The sequence below is a fragment of the Paracoccus shandongensis genome, from assembly GCF_017315735.1.
Classification (GTDB): domain Bacteria; phylum Pseudomonadota; class Alphaproteobacteria; order Rhodobacterales; family Rhodobacteraceae; genus Paracoccus; species Paracoccus shandongensis.
In genome coordinates this window covers 34,222-51,011 of the sequence record NZ_JAFLRK010000003.1, presented here as the reverse complement: position 1 = coordinate 51,011, position 16,790 = coordinate 34,222, and the positions used below count along the sequence as shown (strand labels likewise).

At 67.0% G+C, this 16,790-nt stretch carries 17 protein-coding genes and 1 pseudogene; 13 read left to right on the top strand and 5 right to left on the bottom strand.

Annotated elements, in window-relative coordinates; all coding sequences use genetic code 11:
* Position 1: 1 nt before the first annotated feature.
* From JX613_RS03895 to JX613_RS03885, 3 genes are read right to left on the bottom strand one after another with little or no spacing between them, the layout of a single operon-like run.
* On the bottom strand, positions 2–928 hold the full coding sequence (locus JX613_RS03895) for an MBL fold metallo-hydrolase (RefSeq protein WP_207100158.1): 927 nt from the start codon (positions 926–928) through the stop codon (positions 2–4).
* A gap of 41 nt (positions 929–969) precedes the next feature.
* Positions 970–1,533, bottom strand: coding sequence for a thioredoxin family protein (locus JX613_RS03890; protein ID WP_207100157.1), 564 nt, complete (start codon positions 1,531–1,533; stop codon positions 970–972).
* Positions 1,530–2,267: a cytochrome c biogenesis CcdA family protein gene (locus tag JX613_RS03885; protein ID WP_207100156.1), complete on the bottom strand. Its 738-nt coding sequence runs from the start codon at positions 2,265–2,267 to the stop codon at positions 1,530–1,532. The genes JX613_RS03890 and JX613_RS03885 overlap by 4 nt, the downstream gene beginning before the upstream one ends.
* Positions 2,268–2,384: 117 nt before the next feature.
* Here JX613_RS03885 and JX613_RS03880 point away from each other — a divergent pair, with 117 nt between their 5' ends.
* Positions 2,385–2,810, top strand: a complete 426-nt coding sequence (locus JX613_RS03880) for a thioredoxin family protein (protein ID WP_336512262.1) — start codon at positions 2,385–2,387, stop codon at positions 2,808–2,810.
* Between the two features lie 35 nt (positions 2,811–2,845).
* Positions 2,846–3,328, top strand: coding sequence for a DUF302 domain-containing protein (locus tag JX613_RS03875; protein ID WP_237168341.1), 483 nt, complete (start codon positions 2,846–2,848; stop codon positions 3,326–3,328).
* Between the two features lie 8 nt (positions 3,329–3,336).
* Here JX613_RS03875 and JX613_RS03870 read toward each other — a convergent pair whose 3' ends face one another.
* Positions 3,337–4,383: a YeeE/YedE family protein gene (locus JX613_RS03870; RefSeq protein ID WP_207100155.1), complete on the bottom strand. Its 1,047-nt coding sequence runs from the start codon at positions 4,381–4,383 to the stop codon at positions 3,337–3,339.
* Positions 4,384–4,394: 11 nt separating this feature from the next.
* Complete coding sequence (locus JX613_RS03865; protein ID WP_207100154.1) at positions 4,395–4,799, bottom strand: ArsR/SmtB family transcription factor; 405 nt, start codon at positions 4,797–4,799, stop codon at positions 4,395–4,397.
* A 155-nt stretch (positions 4,800–4,954) separates the two neighbouring features.
* On the opposite strand from JX613_RS03865, the gene soxX reads away from it, so the two are divergent.
* The 11 genes and pseudogenes from soxX (at position 4,955) to JX613_RS03810 (ending at position 16,722) form a co-directional block, all read left to right on the top strand.
* The gene (gene soxX, locus JX613_RS03860) at positions 4,955–5,434 is read left to right on the top strand and encodes a sulfur oxidation c-type cytochrome SoxX (RefSeq protein WP_207100153.1); all 480 of its coding nucleotides are present in this window, start codon (positions 4,955–4,957) and stop codon (positions 5,432–5,434) included.
* A gap of 53 nt (positions 5,435–5,487) precedes the next feature.
* Positions 5,488–5,937, top strand: coding sequence for a thiosulfate oxidation carrier protein SoxY (soxY, locus tag JX613_RS03855; RefSeq protein WP_207100152.1), 450 nt, complete (start codon positions 5,488–5,490; stop codon positions 5,935–5,937).
* A 22-nt stretch (positions 5,938–5,959) separates the two neighbouring features.
* The gene (gene soxZ, locus JX613_RS03850) at positions 5,960–6,289 is read left to right on the top strand and encodes a thiosulfate oxidation carrier complex protein SoxZ (protein WP_207100151.1); all 330 of its coding nucleotides are present in this window, start codon (positions 5,960–5,962) and stop codon (positions 6,287–6,289) included.
* 79 nt (positions 6,290–6,368) lie between these two features.
* On the top strand, positions 6,369–7,232 hold the full coding sequence (gene soxA, locus JX613_RS03845; protein ID WP_207100150.1) for a sulfur oxidation c-type cytochrome SoxA: 864 nt from the start codon (positions 6,369–6,371) through the stop codon (positions 7,230–7,232).
* A 75-nt stretch (positions 7,233–7,307) separates the two neighbouring features.
* A complete protein-coding gene (gene soxB / locus JX613_RS03840; protein WP_207100149.1) occupies positions 7,308–8,999 on the top strand; it encodes a thiosulfohydrolase SoxB in 1,692 nt (563 codons plus the stop codon).
* Positions 9,000–9,013: 14 nt separating this feature from the next.
* A complete protein-coding gene (gene soxC / locus JX613_RS03835; protein ID WP_207100148.1) occupies positions 9,014–10,285 on the top strand; it encodes a sulfite dehydrogenase in 1,272 nt (423 codons plus the stop codon).
* Positions 10,269–10,970 (top strand): annotated as a pseudogene (locus tag JX613_RS03830) (c-type cytochrome); the annotation flags it as partial. The gene soxC and the pseudogene JX613_RS03830, both read left to right, overlap by 17 nt.
* Before the next feature lie 305 nt (positions 10,971–11,275).
* Entirely contained in the window at positions 11,276–12,325 is a 1,050-nt protein-coding gene (locus JX613_RS03825; protein WP_237168340.1) for a DmpA family aminopeptidase, read from the top strand.
* A 99-nt stretch (positions 12,326–12,424) separates the two neighbouring features.
* On the top strand, positions 12,425–13,300 hold the full coding sequence (locus JX613_RS03820; RefSeq protein WP_207100146.1) for a MurR/RpiR family transcriptional regulator: 876 nt from the start codon (positions 12,425–12,427) through the stop codon (positions 13,298–13,300).
* On the top strand, positions 13,297–15,168 hold the full coding sequence (locus JX613_RS03815; RefSeq protein ID WP_207100145.1) for an ABC transporter ATP-binding protein: 1,872 nt from the start codon (positions 13,297–13,299) through the stop codon (positions 15,166–15,168). Before JX613_RS03820 ends, JX613_RS03815 begins: the two co-directional genes overlap by 4 nt.
* A gap of 27 nt (positions 15,169–15,195) precedes the next feature.
* Entirely contained in the window at positions 15,196–16,722 is a 1,527-nt protein-coding gene (locus tag JX613_RS03810; RefSeq protein WP_207100144.1) for a glutathione ABC transporter substrate-binding protein, read from the top strand.
* Positions 16,723–16,790 lie beyond the last annotated feature (68 nt).

Here is a 16,790-nt window from a genome sequence, read left to right as displayed (position 1 = left end):
GTCATGCCTCGCTGTCAAAGGAAAAGGCCCCGCCGTCGCGCCGGACCCTGCCGATGCCGCCGTCGGGCAGGTGATAGCCGAGCATCCTCCACCCCTCGTCGGCCAGCCGCGCCAGCAGGGCCGCGCGCGTCTGCGCCGCCAGCGCCGGGTCGTGGTCGGTGGCGGCGCCCAGGTCCGGCCGGGCAAAGCCCGCAAGCATGGTGACAACATCCCCGGTCACGAACAGGCCCTCGGCGGGGGTGCCGATCTGGAAGGACATGTGGCCGGGCGTGTGGCCGGGCGTCATCACCGCGCGGATGCCGGGCAGGATCTCGTCCCCGTCGCCGAAGCGGTCCATCCGCTGGCCAAGCGCCGTCAGGCGGCGCATCGCCCCGGCGGCGAAGGACTGGCGTTCCGCGCCGATGGCGTCGATGGTGGCGGGGTCGGTCCAATAGTCGAACTCGACCTGTCCCATCCGGTGGGCGGCAGAGGGAAACAGCGGCTCGTCGAAGTCGTCCAGCACGCCCCAGAGGTGGTCTGGATGGCCATGGGTGAAGATCACGTCCGTCACGTCCCCGGGGGCCACGCCGATGGCCGACAGCCCCTCGACCAGGGTGCCGGCGGTGGGAACGAAGTCGGGGCCCGAGCCCGCGTCGAACAGCACCACCCGGTCGCCCTGGCGCAGCAGCGTGATGTTCAGCGGGCTGCGCACCACCGCCGCCGGGTCGATGTCCAGCCCGCGCAGCAGGTCGGCCCGCTCGCCCTTAGGGATCATGGCAAAGGCGAAATCGGGCGGAAACTCGATATGCCCGTCCGACACGCTGTCGATGCGCAGGCCGCCCGCCGTCATTGTCGTGACGGCCCAACCCCGCAGGGGCGCAAGCGGCAGCGCCGCGGCCGAGATCAGCGCGGCGGTGCGGGTCAGAAAAAGGCGGCGGGCGATCTGCATGGCGGTTCCTTCCTGTCAGGCATCGTTGGGGTTAGGGCGGATCAGCGGGACAGCACGTCCCGGATGTCGCGCCCCGTGCGGGGCCCGTCCGCCGCCGCCCATTCCAGGACCGCCAGCAGATCATCGGCCTCCAGCACGCCCGGGATCACCGCCATGGCGGCGCGGGCGGCGTCCTTGTCGGGCGGCGGGGCGGAGGGCAGGAAGATCAGCGTCGGCGTCACGGTCACGCCCCATTTCGCGGCGGCGCGCTTTTCGGTCAGAACCTCGCCATCCATGTCGGTCAGGTCGGTCCCGCCGAACAGATCGACCTGCACCACGTCGAAGGCGTCGCGGATCAGGCGGTCGATGCCCGGATCCGTCAGAACCTCGTTGTGCAGGCGGGCGCAATAGATGCAGCCCCGCTGTTCGACGATCAGCAGCAGGTGGCGGCCCGCATCGGCGGCCTCAAGGCTGTCCTCGGCCAGAACCTTGAAGCTGTTCTTCAGCCAGTCGGGCTTGTGCAGCCCGTCGTCGCCCAGCGGCACCTGGCCCGCAAGCGCCGGAACGGTCAGAAGCGGCAGCACAAGGCCGATGGCAAGGGCCGCTGCAAGGGAAGGTCGTGTCATCGCGTTGTTGCACTCCAATCCATGTTGTCCACCATGACGGCGGCGATCCGGTTCACCCCGTCCGTGGCGATAAGGACCGCGAACAGGATCAGCATGACGCCCATGGCCCGCTCGACCAGCCCCAGGGCTCGTTGGTGGCGCGCGACCCAGTCCATGAAGGGTCGGGCGAAGAACGCCAGCAGGATAAAGGGGAAGGTCATCGCCAGGCCATAGACCAGCAGCAGCGCCGCCCCCTGCCACAGGCTGTCCTGCGCCGAGGCGACGAACAGGATCGCCGCAAGCGCCGGGCCCGCGCAGGGCGTCCAGCCGAACCCGAAGGCCAGCCCCATCGCATAGGCGCCCGCCAGCGTCGCCGGATCGCCCGGGGATTCGATCCGCGCCTGCCGGTAAAGGAACGGGATGCGGATGATGCCCAGGAAATGCAGGCCAAAGACCGCCAGGATCGCCGCCGCCGCCCAGGACAGTTCCGTCCGCCAGCGCGAAAAGGCCGATCCCGCAGCCGTCGCCCCAAGGCCCAGCAACACGAAGATCGTCGTGACGCCCAGCGAAAACGCGACCGCCCCCACCACCAGCCGACGCTGCGCGCGGGGGTCCATCCCCCCGGGCCCCTTGATCTGGGCGATCGAGACGCCGGCCAGATAGCACAGGTAGAACGGCACCATCGGCAGGATGCAGGGCGAGAGGAACGACAGTATTCCCGCGAGGGCGGCCCCGCCAAACGTGATTTCGGGCATCGGCTACCTTCCGGCAAGTCCCGGCGGATCGGGGCGTCCCGTTCCGCCATGCTTGCAACGACACAAATATATCATCATATTGGAATACGTATCACCATCCGTCAATGCGGTTCGCTTGTGTCCCTGAAGCTGCGCCTGGCCCGATCCTGTCCCGCCGCCATGGTCGCGGTTCTGGCGATGCTGTGGGCCGCCGTTGCCGCGGCGGGGCAGTTCCAGCTTCTGATGTTCGAGCGCGACGGATGCGGCTATTGCAGGCAGTGGAGCGAGGAAATCGGCCCTGCCTATCCCAGGACGGCAGAAGGGCAGGCCGCCCCGCTGCATCGGCTGGACATCAAGGCCCCCCTGCCGCCGGGCGTGACCCTGACCGGGCGGCCCCCCGCCTTCACGCCCACCTTCGTGCTGCTGTCCGGGGGAACCGAGGTCGGCCGGATCGAGGGCTATGCGGGCGACGAATTCTTCTGGGTTCTGCTGGACCGCCTCTTGCGCGACGCGGGATGGCTGGCCCCCGCACCCCCTTCCGATCCGGCAGGAACCGGACCGTAATCCCCCCGCGTCATGACAGCAGGAGACATGAGCCGATGATCAAGACCGCTTTCCCCAAGGCCTGCGCCGCGCTTCTGGTTCTTTCCCTTTCCCACGGGCAGGCGGCCGCGCAGGATGCGCCGTCGCCCGGTGCCGAGGGCGGGGCCTATGTCCGCACGGTCGATGCCCCCTTTGACGATGTGTCCTTTGCCGTCGAACAGGGCATCACGAACGAGGGGCTGGTGATCGACCTGACCAGCCATGTGGGCGACATGCTGGCCCGCACCAAGGAGGATGTGGGCGGCGCCCGGGATCTGTTCGCCCATGCCGACATCTTCAGCTTCTGTTCGGCCAGGGTGTCGCGCGAGGTGATGGAGGCCGATCCGGCCAATATCCGGCACTGCCCCTACACGATCTTCGTCTATGAGATGGCGGACGAACCGGGCAAGGTCATGGTCGGCCACCGGACCTATCCGGGCGAGACGATGAAGCCCGTGAACGAGATGCTGACCCGGCTGGTCGATACCGCGGTCGAATAGCCGGAAGGCTAGGGATCCCCTGACAGCAGTAGCCGCTGCAAGCCCACCCAGGCTCCGGCGGCGATCGCCATCAGCGTCACGGGGCCGGACCATGCCAGCAGGGCGGTGGCCGTCAGGCCCTGGCCGATGGTGCAGCCCATCGCGACGACCCCGCCGATTCCCATCAGGATGGCGCCGCCCAGCTGGCGGCCCAGTTCGCGCGGATCGTCGCAGGCCTCCCAGCGGAAGCTGCGCCGCCACAGCGACCCCGCCACCGCGCCCGCAAGCGTGCCCGACACCAGCCCGACCGAGAAGGACGGCAGCGTTCCCGTCGCGGTCATCAGATACAGGATCGTCCGCCCGACCGGGGCGGTATAGGACGGGCCTTCGATCGGAACGGCCTCCATGCCAAGGCGCGAAACCAGCGTGGTGCCGATGAAGGCCAGGACGACCGACAATCCGACCCCCGTGGCGCAGATCACCGTCACCGCCGAATGGCGCACCTGCGGATGGCGCAACCCGGCCGCGATCAGCGCCAGGCCCAGGGCCGCGGCCAGCCAGGCCGGATCAAGGCCGGTCACGGCCGACAATGCCTCGCCCATCCCGGACCGCCCCTGCTGTTCGGCCTGGGGGAAGATGAAGGCCCGCAGCGGCGCCAGCGGCCCCGCAAGCGTGGCATAGGTGGCGATCCCCAGGACCACCACGATCAGGATCGACCGGATGTCGCCGTCGCCCGCGCGCACCAGCGCGCCAAAGCCGCAATTGCCCGCCATCGCCATGCCATAGCCGAACAGCAGCCCGCCCGCGACGCTGGCCACGGGATTCCACGCGATGCTGTGATACAGGCTGCGGCCGATGTCGATCAGGCCCCGGGCATCGGCCAGATGGGTCGTCAGGATGGCCACGCCAAGCGCCAGGCTCCAGATGTGGATGCGGCGGAAGTCCCTGCCGATCAGGGCGGTCTCAAGGGCGCCAAGCGTGCAGAAATCGCCCAGCCTTGCGCAGAAGCCCAGAAGGACGCCCACGCCCACCCCGACGGCTCCGGCCTGCAATCCCGCCGCGATATCCGCCGTCATGGCCGCGCCGGTCAAGGTTCCCGGCGGTCTTCGCCGCCGAAGATGCGCGCATAGCAGATCAGCAATTCGCCGATGCGCGGATCCCTGAGCGAATAGAAGATCGTCTTGCCGTCCCGGCGCGCCGTGACCAGCCCCTCGATCCGCAGCCGCGCAAGCTGCTGGCTGACCGCCGATTGCCGCGCGTCCAGCATCCCCTCCAGCTCTCCGACGCTCTTGGGGCCCTGGGCCAGGTGGCACAGGATCAGAAGCCGCCCCTCGTGCCCGAGGGTCTTGAAGATGTTGGCGGCCTCCTCGATCGCGGCCGAGCGCGCGGCCGTTTCCGGGGGCGCGGCGGCGGGGCTCGGGGCGGGGGCGTCCGCCCGGCCGAACAGCAGTTTTCCCAGGCCGAAGCGCGCGATGCCTTCCGATCCGCTCATGGATGTCCTTCCTGCTGCGCGGCCCGTCCGGCCGGTGCTTCGCCAAGTATTCAATTATTGCAATATAAGCATTGCTTCCGCGATCAAAGACCCTAGAGTGATCCCAGCATGAGTCGCAAGGGAGAGCGGCTTCCATGCCTGTGCGGGGGGGGCAGATGCGGCATATCTTGGTGCTTACGGTTGTGGCGGCCGGCCTGGGCGCGCCGGCGATGGCGGAAATCCTGCCCGGCGACGTGCCCTGGGCCGAGGACGGGTCCATTGCCCGGTCGCTGACGGGCGCGCCCGGCAACGCCGAGGAAGGCAAGGTCGTCATGACCACCAACGCCCTGGGCAACTGCGTCGCCTGCCATGCGGTCCAGGCCATGCCCGAGGTGCCCTTCCAGGGCAATATCGGCCCGCAGCTTGACGGCGCGGCGGACCGCTGGACCGAGGCTCAGTTGCGCGGGATCGTGGTCGATGCCAAGCACACGTTCCCGGACTCCTTCATGCCGGGCATGTACAAGGTGGGGCCCTTCATCCGCCCCGGCGTCGCCTATACGGCGAAGCCCCCCGAAAAGCCCGAGGACATCATGCCGATCCTGTCGGCCCAGCAGGTCGAGGATGTCGTCGCCTATCTGATGACGCTCAGGGAATGAACCAGCCGCGCCCCGTCGGGGTGCCTGGAATGCGACAAGGAAGGAAGGAAAACATGCTCATTTCACGACGCGGGGTTCTGGCTGCGGGCGCTGGCCTTGCCGGGCTGGCGATGCTGCCGGTGGCCGTGCGGGCGCAGGACGCGGCGGCTGCGGCGCCCGCCCAGACAGCAGACGAGATGATCGCCGAGTTCACCGGCGGTGCCCAGGTGGCAGAGGGGGACGGGGTCAAGTTGACCGCGCCCGAGATCGCCGAGAACGGCAACACGGTCCCGATCTCGGTCGAGGCGCCGGGTGCGGCCGAGATCCTGCTGATCGCCACGCAAAACCCCACGCCGGGCGTGGCGCGGTTCAGCTTCGGCCCCCTGGCCGCCAGCCAGGACGCGGCGACCCGCATCCGCCTGGCCAAGACGCAGGACATCGTCGCCATCGCCAAGCTGGCCGACGGCAGCTTCGTGCGCACGGCGGCGAATGTGAAGGTCACCATCGGCGGTTGCGGCGGCTGATCCAGAGAAAAGGAACGGAAACATGGCAGAAAACGTCAAACCGCGCGTCCGCGTCCCGAAAACCGCATCCAGGGATGAGGTGATCACCATCAAGACGCTGATCTCGCATCCCATGGAATCGGGCCAGCGCAAGGACAAGGACGGCAAGGTCATCCCGCGCTCGATCATCAACCGCTTCACGGCCGAGTTCAACGGGCAGATGGTGCTGGACGCCAGGCTGGAACCGGCGATCAGCACCAATCCCTATCTCGAATTCGACGCCAGGGTGCCGGAAACCGGGGAATTCAAGTTCACCTGGTACGACGACGACGGCTCGGTCTACGAGGACGCCCACAAGGTCGAGGTGTCCTGAATCCGGGTTCCAGGCCCGGTCCGTCCGCGTCCATGGAGGGTGGCGCGGTCCGGCAACGCCAGGGAGGAAACAAGGCAAGATGAAGCTGCACCATGTTGTAAAGGCCGCGACGGTTCTGGCGGCGTCCCTTGCCCTGACCGCCGCCCGGGCGGATCCGGTCCGGGACGACCCTTTGGTCGTCAATGGCGAACAGGAACTGGCGACGCAGGCGCCCGCGCCCGATCACCTGGGGGGCGCGTTGGGCGATACCGTCTATTCGGGCTGGCTGTTCCGCGACACCGACACGCGCGCCATGCAGAAGGACGATTTCGACAACCCGATGTTCCTGTTTGTCGATGCCGGCCTTGAGGCTTGGGAAACGCCCGAAGGGACCGCGGGCAAGTCCTGCGCCGATTGCCACAACGCCATCGAGGACAGCATGAAGGGCCTGCGCGCCCGGTTGCCCCGCGTGAACGCGGGCGGAGAGCTTTGGTCGCTGGAAAACCATGTCAACGACTGCCGCACCAACCGGATGGGCGCCGAGGCCTGGGGCTGGAACAGCCAGGAGATGAAGAACATGACCGCCGCCATCGGCCTGCAAAGCCGGGGAATGCCCGTGGCGGTCCAGATCGACGGCGAGGCCGCGCCCTTCTGGGAAAAGGGCAAGGAGATGTATTACACCCGCTACGGCCAACTGGAAATGTCCTGCGCCAATTGCCACGAGGACAATTTCGGCAACAACATCCGTTCGGACCATCTGAGCCAGGGGCAGGTCAACGGCTTTCCGCTGTACCGCCTCAAGGACCAGGGCGCGGTGTCCACGCATCAGCGGTTCGTCGGCTGCATCCGCGACACGCGCGGGGTGCCTTTCGAGCCGGGCAGCCAGGAGTTCCGGGAACTGGAGCTTTACGTGGCCTCGCGCGGGAACGGCCTGGCCGTCGAGACCCCGGCCGTGCGGCACTGAACCGGCCGCGGCCTGGCGCCGCGGCTGATCAACCACGACCGATATGTGCAATTATCCGAATATGATGAGATAACCATGGCTTCGCGCAGGGAATTTCTACAGGCCGGTCTGGCCACATCGGCGATCCTTGCCGGGTTGGGCCTGTCGAACTGGTCGCGCGCGATGGCGCAGCAGGCGCTGACGCAGGACCGGCTGCTGCAATTCGACGACTTCGGCAACCTGACGCTGATCCACGTCACCGATGCCCATGCCCATCTGCGCCCCGTCTGGTTCCGCGAACCCGATACCAATATCGGCGTGGGCGGGGCCGCCGGGCGCGTCCCGCATGTGGTGGGCGAGACCTTCCAGAAGATGTTCGGCATCGCCCCGGGCAGCCCCGAGGCCTATGCCCTGACCTATCCCGACTTTCAGGCGCTGGCCCGGACCTATGGCCGGATGGGCGGCTTCGACCGCATCGCCACGATCGTCAAGGCGATCCGGGGCAGCCGGCCCGACGCGATCCTTCTGGATGGCGGCGACACCTGGCACGGCAGCTATACCAGCCTCAGGACCGGGGGCGAGGACATGGTCCGGGTGCAGAACCTGCTGGGCGTCGAGGCCATGTCCAGCCATTGGGAATTCACCTTTGGCACCCAGCGGGTCAAGGAACTGATCGACAAGTGCGACTTCCCGTTCCTGGGCGCCAACATCTATGACGCCGAATGGGACGAGCCGGCCTTCGAGCCCTACAAGATCATCCAGAAGGGCGGCCTGGCCGTCGGCGTGATCGGGCAGGCCTTCCCCTATCTGCCCATCGCCAACCCGAAATGGATGTTCCCCGAATACAGCTTCGGCATCCGCGAGGAGCGGATGCAGGAGGTCGTGGACGAGTTGCGCGCCCGGAACGTCGACCTGGTCGTCTGCCTGTCGCACAACGGCTTTGATGTGGATCACAAGATGGCGGGCCGGGTGAAGGGCATCGACGTGATCCTGTCGGGCCACACCCACGACGCGGTGCCCGAGCCGGTGCTGGTGGGCGAGACGATCATCGTCGCCTCGGGCAGCCATGGCAAGTTCGTCAGCCGCGTCGATCTGGACGTGCAGGGCGGCCGCATGGCGGGCTTCCGCCACAAGCTGATCCCGGTCTTTTCCGACGTGATCGCCCCCGATCCCGAGATGGCCTCGCTGATCGAGGAGATCCGCGCGCCCTTCAAGGCGGATCTGGGCACCGTGGTCGGCCAGACCGACAGGCTTCTGTACCGGCGCGGCAATTTCAACGGCACCTGGGACGACCTGATCTGCCGCGCCATCCTTGAGGAGCGCGACGCCGAGATCGCGCTGTCCCCCGGGGTCCGCTGGGGCGCCTCGGTCCTGCCGGGCGACATCACGCGCGAGGACATCCATTCCGTCACCTCCATGACCTATGGCCAGTGCTACCGCACCGAGATGACGGGCGAGACATTGAAGACGGTCATGGAGGACGTGGCCGACAACATCTTCAACCCCGATCCCTATTACCAGCAGGGCGGGGACATGGTCCGCGTGGGCGGGCTGGCCTACACGATCGACCCGGCCGCGCCGATGGGCAGCCGCATCACCGACCTGCGGCTGGTCGCGGGGGACGTCCCCATCGAACCGGCCCGCAGCTATGTGGTCGGCGGATGGGCCTCGGTCAACGAAGGCACCGAAGGGCCGCAGATCTGGGACGTGGTCGAGGACCACATCCGCAAGACCGGAGGGGCGGGGCAGGACGCGCCCGTCTCTGGCATCACCGTCAAGGGATTGTGAAGGAGGTGGCTCGCATGACCGACAGACCGGGAACGACCAGCCGCCGGGCTTTCATGCGCGCGGGACTGGCCGCAAGCGTGGCCCTGCCCGCAGCCGTGTCCGCCGCGCGCGGACAAGGCGCACCCGACCCGCTGATCACCGAGGTGCAGGACTGGGCGCGCTATTCGGGCGAGGGGGTGGACGCCACGCCCTATGGCCTGCCCATCCGGTTCGAATCCGACGTGATCCGCCGCAACGTGTCCTGGCTGACGGCCGACACGATCAGTTCGATCAACTTCACGCCGATCCACCAGCTGGACGGCACCATCACCCCGGCGGGCTGCGCCTTCGAGCGGCACCATTCCGGCGCTATCGAGCTTGCCAAGCCCGACTACCGCCTGATGATCAACGGCCTGGTGGACCGCGAGCTGGTCTTCACCTATGAGGATCTGGAACGCTTCCCGCGCACGCAGGGCGTCTATTTCTGCGAATGCGCCGCCAATTCGGGCATGGAATGGGCGGGCGCGCAGCTGAACGGCTCGCAGTTCACGCATGGCATGATCCACAACATGGAATATGTGGGCGTCTCGCTGAAGACCCTGCTGGCCGAGGCGGGCGTCAGGCCCGAGGGCAAGTGGATCTTCGTGGAAGGGGCCGACGCCTCGTCCAACGGCCGCTCGATCCCGATCGAGAAGGCGATGGACGACGTGATGGTGGCCTTCAAGGCCAATGGCGAGGCGCTGCGCATGGAACATGGCTATCCCGCGCGCCTTGTGGTGCCCGGCTGGGAAGGCAACCTGTGGGTCAAGTGGCTGCGCCGCATCGAGGTGACGGCCGGTCCCGTCGAAAGCCGCGAGGAAACGTCGAAATACACCGACACGCTGGCCAACGGGATCTCGCGCAAGTGGACCTGGGTGATGGACGCGAAATCGGTCGTGACCGCGCCCAGTCCGCAGGTCGGCATCACGCACGGCCCGGGGCCGCTGGTCATCACCGGGCTTGCCTGGTCGGGGCGCGGGGCGATCACGCGGGTGGACGTGTCGGTGGATGGCGGCCGGAACTGGACAACCGCCCGCCTGGCGCAGCCCGGCGTGCCCAAGGCGATGACCCGCTTCTATCTGGATCACGTCTGGGACGGCGAGGAGATGCTGCTGCAATCGCGCGCCGTCGATGAAACGGGCTATGTGCAGCCCACCAAGAACGCGCTGCGCGAGATCCGGGGCGAGAACTCGGTTTACCACAACAACGGCATCCAGACCTGGTGGATCAAGAAGGACGGAAGCGCGGAAAATGTCGAAGTCTCGTAAAGCGGCCGCCCTGCTGATCGCCCTTGCCGCGGGGCCTGTTTCGGCACAGGCCCCGGCGCCGGCGGAGGACGCCCCCGCCGCCGTCCGGCCGCTGGGGTTGGGGCGTCCCGCCCTGCCCGAGGAGGTCGCGGCCTGGAACATGGATGTCAGCCCCGACGGCACCGGCCTGCCGGAAGGGTCGGGCGATGTCATGACGGGCGAGGAAATCTATCTTGAACATTGCGCGGCCTGCCATGGCGACTTTGCCGAGGGGCTGGACAACTGGCCGTCGCTGGCGGGGGGCGAGGGCACGCTGGACCGCGAGGATCCCGAAAAGACCATCGGCAGCTACTGGCCGCATCTTTCGACCGTGTGGGACTACGTGCATCACTCGATGCCCTTCGGCAATGCCCGGATCCTGACCCCGGACGAGGTTTATGCGATCACGGCCTATCTGCTTTATTCCAACGACCTTGTGGAGGAGGATTTCGTCCTGTCGAAGGACAACTTCACCCAGGTCCGGCTGCCCAATGCCCAGGGCTTCATCGAGGACGACCGCCCGCAAACCGAATACCCCGTCTTCTCAGTCGAGCCCTGCATGGAAAACTGCAAGGACAGTGTGGAAATCACCATGCACGCCTCGGTTCTTGACGTGACGCCGGGGGGCGAGGATGCCGGGGCGGCGGAAGATGCGCCCGCGCAGGCAGGCATCGACTAGAAGGCCGGCAGATCACGAACGGGGTGCGGAATGCCCGGTTCGCTGGCGGTCCCGGCTTGCGGGTCGCGCCATGACGCAGTTGAAAACGATGAAGCTTCCTTCATGCCTTTCCGTTCCGGCGGTAGCAAAGGCCGGGGCGCTGTCAGCGGTCGTCGTCCTTCTCCAACTGCTTTGCGCGTCAGCCGGGCCGACAGCGGGGCAATGCCACGCATCTTGACCTTGCCCCCTGGGTGAGATGAGGGACGGGCACCCGTGGGCCACCATGCCGCCCACGCTGATGCACAAGGAAACCCATGTCCAGATCAAGAGAGTTCGGTATCGCGCCGGGCATCATGCCCGCGGGACCGCGAAATGCCATCACCGACGTGCCGGGCGTCAAGGTCGGGCATGTCACGCTGTCATCCGGGGACATCAACACGGGCGTGACGGCAATCATCCCCCAGCCGGGCGATCTTTTCGGCGACAAGCTGACCGCAGCCGTCGAGGTCATCAACGGCTTTGGAAAAAGCGCGGGCCTTGTTCAGGTGGCCGAACTGGGCACCCTGGAGACACCGATCCTGCTGACAAACACCTTCGGCGTCGGCACCTGTAGCAACGCCCTGATCCGCCGGGCCATTTCGCAGCGCCCCGACATCGGGCGCGAGACATCGACCGTCAACCCGGTTGTCTGCGAATGCAACGATGGCGTGCTGTCGGACATCCAGGCCATGGCCGTGACCGAGCAGGATGCGCTGCGTGCCATCGAGGCGGCGGGGGAAGATGTCGCGGAAGGGTCGGTCGGGGCGGGAACAGGCATGATCGCCTTCGGCTTCAAGGGCGGGATCGGCACCGCGTCGCGCCGGATCCTGCTGCAAGGGTCCGCGCATGTCCTGGGCGCGCTGGTGCTGGCCAATTTCGGCAAGGCCGGCGATCTGGTCCTGCCGGACGGGCGGCGGCCGGATCCGCGCAGCATGGCCCAAACCGAAAAGGGCTCCATCATCGTCGTTCTGGCCACGGACCTTCCCCTGGACCAGCGCCAGCTTGCGCGTGTCTGCCGCCGGGCGGGGGCGGGGATCGCGCGGCTCGGGGCGTTCTACGGGAATGGCAGCGGCGATATTGTGCTTGGCTTCACGACCCGCAACCGGGTTCCGCACCATCCCCGGGCGGATGTCTGCCAGGTGGAGCGGATGGCGGACAGGCGGATCGACGACGCGTTCCGCGCGGCCTGCGAGGCGACCCAGGAAGCCATCCTGAACGCAATGTGCGCCGCCACTGCGGTTGAAGGCAGAAACGGCGCCACCCGGCCCCTTCTGTCGGACTGGCTTCGGGATGGTCAAAATACAGGCACACCTGAAACAGTCTGAAAAAAAATACGCGCGAAGCAGAATTTGTGAAAATAAAAGTTTCACAAAGCCCGATTTCCTCGGCTACTGTCGGGTGCGAGGGAAACAAGAAGTCGGCAGATGACGGACCTGAGACAGATCATCGAAGCGCATTGGGCGGACCTGACGCCCAATCAGCAGCGCGTCGGTGATTACGCCTTGTCCAATCCGTTTCTTGTGGCGACCATGGGGATCGAGGATCTGGCCGAGGCCGCCTCGGTTTCCGCCGCGACGATCACGCGCTTCGTGCGCCAGTTGGGGCTGAGGAACTATGCCGAGTTCCGCGCCATTGCCGTCCGCCGCTATCAGGATCTGCTGCGTCCCATTGAAAATGTCAGCCGTGCCCAGGAAGCCTCCAGCGCCGAGGTGATCGGCTCGGCGCTCGCCTCGGCGCGCGCCAACATCGAGGGGCTGGCGGATCTTCCCGTGGCCCGATGCGAGGCGCTGGCCGACCGCATGGTTGCAGCAGGGCAGGTCGGCCTTCTCGGCTTTGGCAGCAGCGCCCGCTGCATGACCTATTTTCATGGCCTGGCCGAGCCGTTTCTGCGCAACCCGCTTCTTCTGGACGGCACCGGCGGGCACGAGCGGATGGCCCGGCTGATCGGCCGCATGGGGCCGCGCGACCTGCTGATCGCGATGACGCTGCCGCGCTATTCGGTCGCCACGGTGGAATTCGTCCGCCTGGCGCGGGGGTCGGGGGTGCCGTGCATCGGGATCACCGATGGCCCGCAGTCGCCGCTCTGCGCGCTGTGCGACGACACCATCCTGCTTCCTGCGGGCCATCCGGTGCTCAACAGCTCGGCCCTGGCCAGCTTTGCCTTTTTCGAGACCATCGCCGCCTTGCTGACGGCCCGTTACCAGAGCACGTCCGACGCGACCGCCATGACGCGCCTGATCTTTCCCTATCTCTACAAGGACGAGCCCTCGTCCCCTGCGAATCCCAAGGAACAGCAATGACAGCACAACCGGATGGGCTGGCTCCGACGATCAGCGTCGAGGGCCTCAATGTCGAGTTCCGCGGCGAGGCTGGCACCTTCCGGGCGGTCAAGGACCTGTCCTTCCAGATCCGCGCGGGCGAGACGCTGGCCGTGGTGGGCGAATCAGGTTCGGGCAAGTCGGTCAGCTCGCTTTCGGTCATGCGCCTTGTCGAATTCGGCGGGGGCAGGATCACCGGCGGGTCGGTGCGGCTTGTGGGCCGCGACGGCACGGCCCGCGACCTGACCCAGGTGCCCTTGCCGCAGATGGAGGCCATCCGCGGCAACGATGTGGCGATGATCTTCCAGGAGCCGATGACCTCGCTGAACCCGGTCTTCACCGTGGGCGAGCAGATCGCCGAGGCGGTGCGCCTGCACCAGGACTGCACGCCCGCCGAGGCCCGGGCCGAGGCGCTGCGGATGCTGGAAAAGGTCCGTATCCCCGACGCGTCCAGCATCCTCGACCGCCACCCCCACCAGTTGTCGGGGGGGATGCGGCAGCGGGTCATGATCGCGATGGCGCTGTCCTGCAAGCCGCGCCTTCTGATCGCGGACGAGCCGACGACGGCGCTGGACGTGACGATCCAGGCCCAGATCCTGCGCCTGATCCGCATCCTGCAGGACGAGATGGGGATGGCGGTCCTGTTCATCACCCACGACATGGGCGTGGTGGCCGAGGTGGCGGACCGCGTGCTGGTCATGCGCCATGGCGAGAAGGTCGAGGAGGGCACCGTCCACGACATCTTCGAGGCCCCGGCCCATCCCTATACCCGCGCGCTGCTGGCGGCGGTTCCCCGGCTTGGCGCGCTGAGCGGGCAGGATCTGCCGCGCCCCTTCCCGCTGCTGAAGGACGGCGGCGATTATCGCAGCGCCGGGGGGTTCCAGGACTATCCGGCCCAGGACACCGTCACCTCGGAGGCGCCGGTGCTGCAGGTGCGCGACCTGGTCACGCGCTTTGACATCCGCAAGGGCCTGCTGTCGCGCGTCTCCGGCCGGGTCCATGCGGTCGAGGGGGTGAACTTCGACCTGCGGCAGGGCGAGACGCTGGCCTTGGTGGGCGAGTCCGGCTGCGGCAAGTCCACGACCGGGCGCACGCTGATGATGCTGCAGGGGGCCACGTCAGGCCAGGTGCTTTACCAGGGCCGCGACATCTTCAAGCTGCCCCCGGGCGAGCGCAAGGCCGTCCGCCGCAAGATCCAGTATGTCTTCCAGGATCCGTTCGCCTCTCTGGACCCGCGCCTGACCGTGGGCTTTTCCATTGCCGAGCCCCTGCTGACGCATGGCCTGGCATCGGGGCGCGCTGTCGACGAGCGCGTGGCCGAGTTGCTGCGCGATGTGGGGCTGAAGCCCGAGCACGCGCACCGCTATCCCTACGAGTTCTCGGGCGGGCAGCGGCAAAGGGTGTGCATCGCGCGCGCCCTGGCGGGCGAGCCGGACGTGCTGATCACCGACGAGGCGGTCGCTGCGCTGGACGTGTCGATCCAGGCGCAGGTCATCAACCTGCTGATGGAACTGCAGCGCAAGCGCGGGCTGGCCTATGTCTTCATCAGCCACGACATGGCCGTGGTGGAGCGTGTCAGCCACCGCGTGGCCGTGATGTATCTTGGCCAGATCGTCGAGATCGGCCCCCGCCGACAGGTCTTCGAGAACCCGCAGCACCCCTACACGCGGCGCCTGCTTTCGGCCGTGCCCGTCGCATCCCCCGCGGCGCGAAACCGCGAGCGCCCCCTGATCGAGGGCGAGATCCCCAGTCCCATGCGCCGCGTGGACGACCCGCCGCTTGTCGCGCCCCTGGCCCAGGTCGGCCCGCAGCATTTCGTGGCCCGCCACCCGGTCGGCGCATACGCCTGACACAAGACATACCAGAAGGAGAGGAAGATGACCCTGAAATCACTGATGATCTCGTCGGCGCTTGGCGCGATGCTGCTGGCGCCGGGTGCGGTCCTGGCGCGGGATCTGACCGTTGCGATCCAGAACAACCTGACCGGGCTGGACCCGACCAATGTCAACGACACGCTGTCGCAGACATCCTTGCGGCTGGTCTATCAGGGGCTGTTCGGCTTCGACAAGGACATGAAGCTGATCCCGCTTCTGGCCGAAAGCTATGAAAGCAACAAGGAAGCGACCGAGTTCACGATCAAGCTGCGCGGCGGCGTGACCTTCCACGACGGCACCCCCTTCAACGCCGAGGCGGTGAAGATCAACATCGACCGGCTTCGCAACCCCGACAACAACCTGTCGCGCCGCAGCCTGGTGTCGATGGTCAAGGAGGTCCAGGTCGTGGACGACCTGACCGTGAAGCTGCTGCTTGACGCGCCCTTCGGCGCCATGATCGCGTCGCTGGCCCATCCGGGCGCCATGATGATCTCGCCCGCTGCGCTGGAAAAACACGGCAGCGAGATCGGGCGCAATCCGGTCGGCACCGGGGCCTTCACCTTCACCCGCTGGTCGGCCGACACCCTGGAGGTGGCGCGCAACGACAACTACTGGAAGGAACCCGTCAAGGTCGACAACATCATCATCCGCTCGGTTCCCGAATCCGGGGCGCGGATGGCGATGCTGCAAACCGGCGAAGCGCAGTTCGTCCCGAACTTCCCGCCCGAACTGATGAAGGTCGTGGAAGCCAACCCCAACCTCAAGGTCGAGACCTCGCCCTCGATCGTCGAATGGTATGTGACGCTGAACAACAACAAGGAACCCTTCGGCAACAAGCTGGTCCGGCAGGCGCTGAACCACGCCGTCGACAAGGACGCCTTCTGCCAGGTCGTGTTCAGCGGCCTTTGCACGCCCGCGGATTCGATCATCCCGAAAGGGCTGGCCTTCCATGTCCCGGTCGGCGAATACGAATTCAACTTGGACCGCGCGCGCGAACTGATGGCCAAGGCGGGCTATGCGGACGGCTTCTCGACCGAAATCTGGGCCAACTCGAACACGGAATCCCTGCGCGCGGTGCAGTTCCTCCAGCAGCAGCTTGCCCAGATCAATGTCGATGTGAACGTCGTCCCGCTGGAGGCAGGCGTTGCCGCGCAGCGCATCTGGTCGATCGAATCGCCCGAGGATGCCGAGGTGCAGATGTATTACGGCGGCTGGTCGTCCTCGACCGGGGACGCGGACTGGGGCATCCGCCCGCTGCTTCTGAGTGAAAACGTCCCGCCGTCGATGTTCAACGTCGCCTATTACGCGGACAAGGAACTTGACGCGGCGATCAACGGGGCGATCGGCACGGCCGACCCCGCCGAACGGGCCGCCTTTTACGAAACCGCGCAGAAACTGGCATGGGAAGGCGCGCCCTGGATCTTCCTGGGCGTGACCGACCTGATCGCGGCGCAGACCTCGGACGTGACCGGCGTCCACATGCTGGCCGACCGGGGCTTCCTGCTGGAAGACGCGGCCTTCACCGAATGATGCACCTGCGGGGGCGGCGCCGCGCCGTCCCCGTCCTTCGACAAGCGCCAACCGTCATTGCCCCTGGG